Genomic DNA, 7,521 nt, shown 5'->3' on the forward strand with positions numbered 1-7,521 from the left:
TTTTATGCTAGAATCTTGAAAATGACTTTTTTCAAACAGTCAGATTCAGAGATACATGGTGCATGACCATCCTGTGGAAAGAATATAGCCATCTGTCCTGGATTAAGAGTCACATAAGTCTGAGACTTTACATCTGGAACTTTAGCAATATCCTTCTGTTCATTAAATTCCACCTCTGGCAATTCGTCAACTGGAGTGTATCCAAAAGTTTCTGAATCACTAAGTGGAATTTGAATATCTATCATTTTCTTGTGATACTCAAGAACAGCATCTTGCAATTTTTTGCCAGAGTTAGCCTGTACATTCACAAACAAGTCTGCTCCTTTAATCTCGTGCTTTCCTTCTTCGAGTGTATTGAGGTCATTACTTTCCAAGAACTTCACGACATCAGCGAATAACGGATTAATATTTATATATTTAACTAGATTCTCAATTTTGTCAATAATCATGATTTCAAAGTTTTAAGTTGTTGTTTTTATATTATCTATTGTCTTAGTCTAAAAATAATTTGCCACTTTCATAGTGTCCTGTTCTTGTGACGTTTCCGTTACGGTCTTTCTCAACAAAACGTCCGTCACGAACATCATCTACATAAGAACCTTCGAAACGATTTCCATCTTTGTCCTCTTCAATAGCAGCACCATTGCGAAGACCTTTCTTATATGTTCCCTTGAAACGGCTTCCATTAACATAATGAATGATTACTTCTCCCTCAATATGTCCATCCTTAAAGTCACCTTCAAACACATCACCATTTTTCTTGGTAAGTTTGCCATGTCCATTCTGTAAATCATTCTTCCATAAGCCTACATATACATCACCTGTACGCCATTCATAAGTACCCATACCGTCCTTTTCTCCTTCATTGAAATGTCCTGTGTAACGATCACCAGATGCATATTTGAATATACCTTCACCAGTACGTTCGCCCTGTGCATAATCACCTTCATACACATCGCCATTCTGGAACTTATAAATACCGCTACCATTCTGTATATCATCAGCCCAATTACCTATATATACATCACCATCAGCATACTTATTTGTTCCTTTTCCTGAACGTTGATTATTAGCCCACATACCATCATACGTAGTACCATCGCCCCAATCAAAGAAACCATGTCCACTTTTTTGGTCGGCTTTCCACATTCCATCGTAATAGGCACCACTTGAATAGGTATAACGTCCCCTACCCTCACGTTTATCCTGAGACCAAGAACCATCATACTTATCACCATTATAATAATACATTATACCCTGTCCCTGCTGAAAATCACGGAACCATAAACCTACATATTTATTATTGTTGGAGAAATAAAAAGTTCCACGACCATGTTGTTGATCTTGAAACCATTGTCCTTCATATTTTTCACCATCAGAAAAAGAGTAAACGCCATATCCATCGCGTTTACCTTTTATATACTCACCGACATAACTATCACCATTCTTGAAGACAGTATTACCTTTGCCGTTGGGTTTTCCATTCATCATCTGTCCTTTATATTGACCATTGTCATGTGTCGTGCACGAGCCTAGAACTATCTTCTGCGCTGTAGCCATGAATGGTAGAATTAAGGATATAATTGATATAATAAGTTTTTTCACTGTTTTCCAAATTATAGTTTCAAGCCCAAAGTTAACAAAATAATGGTGAATAGCAAAATAAGTTAGTATTTTTTATTAATTTTGCACCAACAAACAACAAAAAAGAAAGATGAAATTTATAGGATTAATCCCTGCCCGATACGCTTCAACACGTTTTCCGGGCAAGCCACTTGCCCTTTTGGCTGGCAAGCCAGTAATACAACATGTATACGAACAGGCTTCAAAAGTTCTCGACGCCGTGTATGTTGCGACAGATGATGAAAGAATATATAATAAGGTAAAGGAGTTTGGCGGTAAAGCTGTGATGACATCAACAGAACATCATAGCGGTACAGACAGAATTGAAGAAGCTATACAAAAGGTAGGTGGTAATTTTGATGTAGTTGTAAACATCCAGGGAGACGAACCTTTCATACAAAAATCTCAAATAGAAACTCTTTGTAAATGTTTTGATGACAAAAATACACAAATAGCCACACTAGGAAAGCCTTTTGAGAGCATTGAAGCGGTAGAAAATCCAAACTCTCCTAAAATAGTCCTTGACAACAATGGTTATGCTATGTACTTCAGTCGTAGCATCATACCATTTATACGCGGTGTTGAAAAGAGTGAATGGCTAAAGAAACATACTTTCTTGAAACATCTTGGTGTATATGCATACAGGTCAAACGTTCTTAATGAAATAACAAAACTATCTCAATCAGAATTGGAGCTTGCTGAAAGTCTTGAACAACTACGCTGGCTACAAAACGGATACAAGATAAAAGTTGGACTTACTAATGCAGAAACCGTAGGCATTGATACACCTGATGACCTAAGAAGGGCTGAGGAATTTATTCGTAATCGTCAATAACATTATTTGTAAAGTCCATCATTGGTTTGGCTGTCTTGAAAATATCTACCATGTTTTCTAGCCAGCCATCACCTTCGTAATAATCATTTGAAACATATTTCCAGCAAGCATAGTCTTTCATTTTCAGATACTCAATAAACTCATAATCACGAGGAAATCCTTTTGGTGATGTTTTAAGATGTGTTAGTCCAAATCCCTTTCCACTATGCTTCTCCCAATCCCCTTCATTAGGATAACCAAATAGATTAATAAACTTACCATTCTCCACACACTTACGCCACTCATCAATATTTCCCATTATCTCATTTCTACAAGCGGTAAGAATGTTTGTCGGCAACCAATAAGCACCAGCTGAAACGAGGCATGCTTCTGGCTGTAGATGAATATAATATCCAGCATGAAGGGCTTTTTTTCCATGAGCGCCTATATATGCCCCGAAATGATCTTTGTATGGTCGTTTGTCTTCTCTGAAACGAACATCACGATAGAAACGAAAACATGCATCCTTGGCTGCTATGTGTGAAATCGAAGGATCAAACTGCGAAATGGCAGCAATTGCCTTTGTGACCCCTGCCTCAAATTCAGCCTTGCAACTATCATATTCGTCCTTATGCTCATGAAACCAATCACGATTGTTGTTTTTTGAAACATCATTTAAGAAATTCAAAATTCTTTTAGCATCCATAGTTTATTTATTTCGTTATTCTGTTGCAAAGATACTATTTTTTTGTATTTTTGCAACATGACTAGAAAAGAAAGATTCAACTATATATTAGATTACTTCAACAAGGAAATGGGAAATGTAACTACCGAACTAGATTTCGGAAGTGCATTTCAATTACTTGTTGCGACTTTACTTAGCGCACAATGCACTGACAAACGTATAAACATGGTCACTCCAAATTTATTTAAGCACTATCCTACTGCAAATGAAATGGCAAAGGCTGATGTTGAAGACATATTTGAATTAGTTAAAAGCGTAAGCTATCCTAATGCAAAAGCAAATCACCTTTCGGAAATGTCGAAAATGCTGGTAAGTGACTTTGACGGGAACGTGCCTGACAACACAGACGATTTAACAAAACTACCTGGAGTTGGAAGAAAAACAGCAAACGTAATTCAGGCTGTATGGTTTGGTAAACCTACTCTTGCGGTTGACACACATGTATATAGAGTAAGCCACAGGCTAGGACTTGTTCCAGCTAATGCCAATACTCCGTTTAAAGTTGAATGTGAACTATTGAAATACATTCCAGAGAATGAAGTAACAACCGCTCATCACTGGCTACTTTTACACGGACGATATACATGTAAAAGCCTGAATCCACAATGCGATAAATGTGGATTGAATGATATATGCCCAAAGATTATGGAAGGGAGTAAACTGGTTTAAAATAAATAAAACAGATTAATACAAATAAAAAAGGTTGAAAGAATTTCTTTCAACCTTTTTATATTATAAATACTGATACGTTATTATTTCTTTACAGTAGCAGCAGCCATCTTTGCAGAAGGCTTGTATGATTTGTTAAGACCTGCAATAACCTCATTTGTTATATCATAAGTCTTATCAGCATAAAGAAGGTTATCACCAGCCTTGCTCAAAATCAAAGTATATTTCTTATCCTTGTTATAAACCTTAAGGAAATTCTGTATACTGTCACGAAGAGCAGCATTATATTTATTTGTCTCACTCTGGAACTCAGCACTCAAACGTTGATTCAAAGTCTGCAAATCAGCATTCTGTCTCTGCAAGCCAGCATTGATAGCCTCAGCTTGCTCACGTGTGTAAGCATTCTGCTGAACTTTCTGCTGAAAATTAGCAGCTGCTGCCTGTAGTTGCTGCTGCTTTGCAGCAAGAGTATTTTGAATATTCTGACCCTTCTTCTGCAAAGTCAATGAATAGTCCTTGCAGAACTTGTATTGACTCATAATACTGTCAACTTCAACATAAGCAATCTTAAGTTTTGTTGGATTTGACTGAGCGGCATCAGATTTAGAGTCCAGCTTTGGAGCAGACTGGTCGCAACTAGTCATAGCCATCGTAGCTACAGCTACAACTGCCATGGTCTTGAAAATGTTTTTCTTGTTCATTTTTATTTATCTTTTAACTTTTTGAATCAATAAAACCACAGTACAAATTAGCTAATCAATAAGCTTTTCCTGCTTTACGAGCCTCTTTGTCTTGATCGATAACACAGTGTATACCCTTCTTTCGCAATCCAGGATTATCATGGACATGCTGAGAAGAAAACTGCCCATTCTTGCGGAGAATGATTTTCACGCATAATAATGCAACACATATAGCAATTATTAACACGCTCAATAATAATGTTTGTACCATTTTTATTACTTTTGCAGTGAATCTTTTACACTAAACAGTGGCAAAGGTAACATAAAACAATAAAAGGACAAAATAAAACAAAATAAAAAGATATAAAAAATGAGTAATGTAGAATTAAAACCAGCTCATGTATTTGAGCAGTTCGCTGAAATTAACAAAATTCCACGCCCATCAAAGCATGAGGAAATGATGATTGAATATCTTAAGAAGTTTGGTACAAGCCATAATCTTGAGACAAAAGTTGACGAAACGGGTAATGTTCTTATACGTAAACCAGCAACAAAGGGATTTGAAAACCGTGCAACAACAATATTACAGAGCCACATGGATATGGTTTGCGACAAACTTGTTGACGTGGACTTTGATTTCCATAAGGATGCCATACAAACATATGTTGACGGAGAATGGATGCACGCAAAGGGCACAACTCTTGGTGCTGATGACGGTATTGGAGATGCAATTGAACTAGCTATCCTTGCCAGCGAAGATATAGAACACGGTCCTATAGAATGCGTTTTCACACGTGATGAAGAAACTGGACTTACTGGAGCATTTGGCATGAAGTCTGATTTCATGAGCGGTAAATATCTTATAAACCTTGACTCAGAAGACGAGGGACAAATATTCGTAAGCTGTGCAGGAGGTATTAACACAACCGCTACATTTACATTCAAACGTGAGAAAGCACCTACAAACTACTTCTTTATGGAAGGTTCACTAAAAGGATTAAACGGAGGTCATTCTGGTGACGACATAAATAAGAAGAGAGCAAACGCGATAAAGATCATGGCACGTTTCCTATATATGGAACAGGACAAGATTGAAGTTCGTCTTACACAATGGAACTCTGGTAAAATGCACAACGCTATACCTCGTGATGGAAAAATAACATTTGCTGTTCCTACAGACAAGAAAGAAGAAGTTATGGCTGATTGGAATGTATTCGCAGCAGACGTTGAGGACGAATTCCACGTAACAGACCCAACTATGGTTTGGGACATGCATAGTACAGATGCACAAGATGTTTTACCAAAGGCTGCTTCACACAATGTAATTCTTGCTTTGCAAGCTTTAGACAATGGTCCGCTTACTAACTGCCAGGACGAGGCAATTGCATATATGGTTGAAACTTCAAGCAATGTAGCTAGCGTACAGAGCGAAGAAGATAAGATTACTATTGTTTCAAGTCAGAGAAGTAATGTAATGAGCAATCTTCGCAACATGGCAAACGCGATAAAAGCCACATTCGAACTTGCTGGAGCAAAAGTTGAACAAAATGATGGTTATCCAGCATGGAAGATGAATCCAGAAAGTAAACTTGTGAAGATTACTGTTGAGGCATACAAAAAGCTATTTGGAAAAGATCCTGTTGTAAAAGGTATTCACGCAGGATTGGAATGTGGACTATTCTCAGAGAAATATCCTAGCTTAGACATGGTTAGCTTTGGTCCTACATTACGTAATGTCCACACTCCAGACGAGTGCTTGTTCATTCCTACAGTACAAATGGTTTGGAATCATCTTTTGGAGATACTTAAAAACATTCCACAGGAGTAAATCACTTACTATAATATAAAAAGGAAAGAGGCCTCATTTTTTGAGACCTCTTTTTAAAATGTACATATATATAAACTATGTTAGCATTAGGCCAAAGCCTTGCGTATATATTCCCTAACCTCCTTACGTGCTGAACCAAGACGATGCTCAACACTTTTGTAATTCATATCTAATGTCTGAGAAATTTCAGACACTTTCATACCATTATATATATTTAGACGATAAATCTTTTGTTGATGCTCAGACAAAGATGTTATACCGTGTTCCAAGATCTCATTGATCTCATTTACAGAGTAGACCGACATTGGATTATCTGAAGATACCCCAGCAAACATTCCTCCTGAATGCTTTACATAATGCTCATATTCGTCAACATACTTGCGATGACGCCAATAATCATATATCAAGTTACGAGCTGTTGTGTAAACTAGACTTGGTAATGTAACAGGAGTGACCATGCTATCAATAGACATCAACTTTAAAAAGACATTCTGAACAATGTCCTCTGCGGTCTCACTATATAGCAAGCGTTTAGCAACAAAGGCTTTGAGCTCTTCGTAATGTTGAGAATAATATTCAGCGATTATACTGAATTCGGCATTAGTATCTTTCATAAATTCCAACCTATAAAATGGTTTTGATTTACGCAAAGATAATACAAATATTTTGTCCCGTAAAACCTAAAAACATTAATTCTGTTTAAATGAAACATATTATTATGAAAACGATAACATTTTGTTACAACAGAAAAAGAATATGATATACCAGATAAAATGGCATGTAACAAAAAATAAACAAATTGAGACAAATTGCAGACATTATCTGATATTTGCAAGAATTTTAAAACTCAAAAACAACACGCTCGAAATAATAAAAGGAGGATGTCATTTCAACTGTGTCATGAGTTAATACAATAAAAAGTATTAATCGCTGTTTTTACAGTATAATAATGTTATCAAAATGACACAAGAAGAGTATTCTGAGATGTTATCTCAGGCAAAAGATCAGTTTAAGAGTGGCACCGCCTTGTTTGGTAAAGATGGTGCTTTTCACCGTGTATTGGAAGATTTTCTTAATGCCGCTCTTGAAGGAGAGTTGGATAATCATCTTGAGGCAACCAAGCCTTTGAATAAAACCAATCGTCGTAATGGGAAGATGTCCA

General features: G+C 36.6%; 9 protein-coding genes and 1 pseudogene. 4 read left to right on the forward strand and 6 right to left on the reverse strand.

The genetic code is table 11. The features are described 5' to 3' along the window. Positions 1-2 precede the first annotated feature (2 nt). Both B045_RS0106140 and B045_RS0106145 read right to left on the reverse strand, forming a co-directional pair. Positions 3-449 (reverse strand): YhcH/YjgK/YiaL family protein, encoded by a 447-nt coding sequence (locus B045_RS0106140; RefSeq protein ID WP_018463394.1) that lies wholly within the window; start codon positions 447-449, stop codon positions 3-5. Positions 450-492: 43 nt separating this feature from the next. Beyond that, on the reverse strand, positions 493-1,605 hold the full coding sequence (locus tag B045_RS0106145; RefSeq protein ID WP_025883214.1) for an MORN repeat-containing protein: 1,113 nt from the start codon (positions 1,603-1,605) through the stop codon (positions 493-495). A 109-nt stretch (positions 1,606-1,714) separates the two neighbouring features. On the opposite strand from B045_RS0106145, the gene kdsB reads away from it, so the two are divergent. After that, positions 1,715-2,458 (forward strand): 3-deoxy-manno-octulosonate cytidylyltransferase, encoded by a 744-nt coding sequence (gene kdsB, locus B045_RS0106150; RefSeq protein WP_018463396.1) that lies wholly within the window; start codon positions 1,715-1,717, stop codon positions 2,456-2,458. On the opposite strand, the gene B045_RS0106155 is transcribed toward kdsB, so the two are convergent. Next, the gene (locus B045_RS0106155; RefSeq protein WP_018463397.1) at positions 2,439-3,143 is read right to left on the reverse strand and encodes a DUF2461 domain-containing protein; all 705 of its coding nucleotides are present in this window, start codon (positions 3,141-3,143) and stop codon (positions 2,439-2,441) included. The two genes, kdsB and B045_RS0106155, sit on opposite strands and share 20 nt — an antisense overlap. Positions 3,144-3,200: 57 nt before the next feature. Between B045_RS0106155 and nth the strand changes: the two genes are divergently transcribed. Then, positions 3,201-3,851 carry an endonuclease III gene (gene nth / locus B045_RS0106160; protein WP_018463398.1) on the forward strand — a complete coding sequence of 217 codons (651 nt, stop codon included), beginning with the start codon at positions 3,201-3,203 and terminating at the stop codon, positions 3,849-3,851. A gap of 83 nt (positions 3,852-3,934) precedes the next feature. Here the strand turns inward: nth and B045_RS0106165 are convergent, their stop codons facing one another. Beyond that, positions 3,935-4,552 (reverse strand): OmpH family outer membrane protein, encoded by a 618-nt coding sequence (locus tag B045_RS0106165; RefSeq protein WP_018463399.1) that lies wholly within the window; start codon positions 4,550-4,552, stop codon positions 3,935-3,937. 55 nt (positions 4,553-4,607) lie between these two features. Beyond that, positions 4,608-4,802, reverse strand: coding sequence for a hypothetical protein (locus B045_RS0106170; RefSeq protein WP_018463400.1), 195 nt, complete (start codon positions 4,800-4,802; stop codon positions 4,608-4,610). Positions 4,803-4,901: 99 nt separating this feature from the next. Between B045_RS0106170 and B045_RS0106175 the strand changes: the two genes are divergently transcribed. Continuing rightward, positions 4,902-6,359 (forward strand): aminoacyl-histidine dipeptidase, encoded by a 1,458-nt coding sequence (locus B045_RS0106175; RefSeq protein ID WP_018463401.1) that lies wholly within the window; start codon positions 4,902-4,904, stop codon positions 6,357-6,359. An 86-nt stretch (positions 6,360-6,445) separates the two neighbouring features. Here the strand turns inward: B045_RS0106175 and B045_RS0106180 are convergent, their stop codons facing one another. After that, entirely contained in the window at positions 6,446-6,973 is a 528-nt protein-coding gene (locus B045_RS0106180; RefSeq protein ID WP_018463402.1) for an RNA polymerase sigma factor, read from the reverse strand. Between the two features lie 346 nt (positions 6,974-7,319). Between B045_RS0106180 and B045_RS0106185 the strand changes: the two are divergent. Then, positions 7,320-7,521 (forward strand): annotated as a pseudogene (locus B045_RS0106185) (IS256 family transposase); the annotation flags it as partial.

The organism is Segatella paludivivens DSM 17968 = JCM 13650 (assembly GCF_000373185.1).
In the GTDB taxonomy this organism is placed as follows: domain Bacteria; phylum Bacteroidota; class Bacteroidia; order Bacteroidales; family Bacteroidaceae; genus Prevotella; species Prevotella paludivivens.

What these genes read in the sequence shown, in the direction of transcription:
- B045_RS0106140 (WP_018463394.1), bottom strand. Translation starts at nt 449, where the DNA reads ATGATTATTGACAAAATTGAGAATCTAGTTAAATATATAAATATTAAT.
- kdsB (WP_018463396.1), top strand. Translation starts at nt 1,715, where the DNA reads ATGAAATTTATAGGATTAATCCCTGCCCGATACGCTTCAACACGTTTT.
- B045_RS0106155 (WP_018463397.1), bottom strand. Translation starts at nt 3,143, where the DNA reads ATGGATGCTAAAAGAATTTTGAATTTCTTAAATGATGTTTCAAAAAAC.
- nth (WP_018463398.1), top strand. Translation starts at nt 3,201, where the DNA reads ATGACTAGAAAAGAAAGATTCAACTATATATTAGATTACTTCAACAAG.
- B045_RS0106165 (WP_018463399.1), bottom strand. Translation starts at nt 4,552, where the DNA reads ATGAACAAGAAAAACATTTTCAAGACCATGGCAGTTGTAGCTGTAGCT.
- B045_RS0106170 (WP_018463400.1), bottom strand. Translation starts at nt 4,802, where the DNA reads ATGGTACAAACATTATTATTGAGCGTGTTAATAATTGCTATATGTGTT.
- B045_RS0106175 (WP_018463401.1), top strand. Translation starts at nt 4,902, where the DNA reads ATGAGTAATGTAGAATTAAAACCAGCTCATGTATTTGAGCAGTTCGCT.
- B045_RS0106180 (WP_018463402.1), bottom strand. Translation starts at nt 6,973, where the DNA reads ATGAAAGATACTAATGCCGAATTCAGTATAATCGCTGAATATTATTCT.